Source organism: Streptomyces coacervatus (assembly GCF_029223485.1).
Taxonomy (GTDB): Bacteria; Actinomycetota; Actinomycetes; order Streptomycetales; family Streptomycetaceae; genus Streptomyces; species Streptomyces coacervatus.
The window spans coordinates 1-971 of record NZ_JARHTP010000067.1; the positions used below are offsets into that span (position 1 = coordinate 1).

A 971-nucleotide genomic window follows, 5' to 3' on the forward strand; every position below is an offset into this window, starting at 1 on the left:
TTACAGCGCAACACAGCAATAAAAATGCGCCGCCTGAACCACCAGGCTATATCTGCCACTCATTGTTGTGAGTGTGGCGATCCGATAGATGAACGAAGACGCCTGGTCGTTCAGGGTTGTCGGACTTGTGCAAGTTGCCAGGAGGATCTGGAACTTATCAGTAAACAGAGAGGTTCGAAGTGAGCGAAATTAACTCTCAGGCACTGCGTGAAGCGGCAGAGCAGGCAATGCATGACGACTGGGGATTTGACGCAGACCTTTTCCATGAATTGGTAACACCATCGATTGTGCTGGAACTGCTGGATGAACGGGAAAGAAACCAGCAATACATCAAACGCCGCGACCAGGAGAACGAGGATATTGCGCTAACAGTAGGGAAACTGCGTGTTGAGCTTGAAACAGCAAAATCAAAACTCAACGAGCAGCGTGAGTATTACGAAGGTGTTATCTCGGATGGGAGTAAGCGTATTGCTAAACTGGAAAGCAACGAAGTCCGTGAAGACGGAAACCAGTTTCTTGTTGTTCGCCATCCTGGGAAGACTCCTGTTATCAAGCACTGCACTGGTGACCTGGAAGAGTTTCTGCGGCAGTTAATCGAACAAGACCCGTTAGTAACTATCGACATCATTACGCATCGCTATTACGGGGTTGGAGGTCAATGGGTTCAGGATGCAGGTGAGTATCTGCATATGATGTCTGACGCTGGCATTCGCATCAAAGGAGAGTGAGATCGGTTTTGTAAAAGATAACGCTTGTGAAAATGCTGAATTTCGCGTCGTCTTCACAGCGATGCCAGAGTCTGTAGTGTCAGATGATGACCGTACTCAAACATCGGGTTGAGTATTATCTTACTGTTTCTTTACATAAACATTGCTGATACCGTTTAGCTGAAACGACATACATTGCAAGGAGTTTATAAATGAGTATCAATGAGTTAGAGTCTGAGCAAAAAGATTGGGCGTTATCAATGT

Annotated in this window: 2 protein-coding genes; both read left to right on the forward strand. The window is 46.2% G+C overall.

Annotation, left to right across the window (positions count from 1 at the left end; translation table 11 throughout):
• Positions 1 to 24: 24 nt before the first annotated feature.
• On the forward strand, positions 25 to 183 hold the full coding sequence (locus P2Q00_RS50590; RefSeq protein ID WP_229041931.1) for a TraR/DksA family transcriptional regulator: 159 nt from the start codon (positions 25 to 27) through the stop codon (positions 181 to 183).
• Positions 180 to 728 carry an ead/Ea22-like family protein gene (locus P2Q00_RS50595; RefSeq protein ID WP_001289873.1) on the forward strand — a complete coding sequence of 183 codons (549 nt, stop codon included), beginning with the start codon at positions 180 to 182 and terminating at the stop codon, positions 726 to 728. The genes P2Q00_RS50590 and P2Q00_RS50595 overlap by 4 nt, the downstream gene beginning before the upstream one ends.
• Positions 729 to 971: the final 243 nt, after the last annotated feature.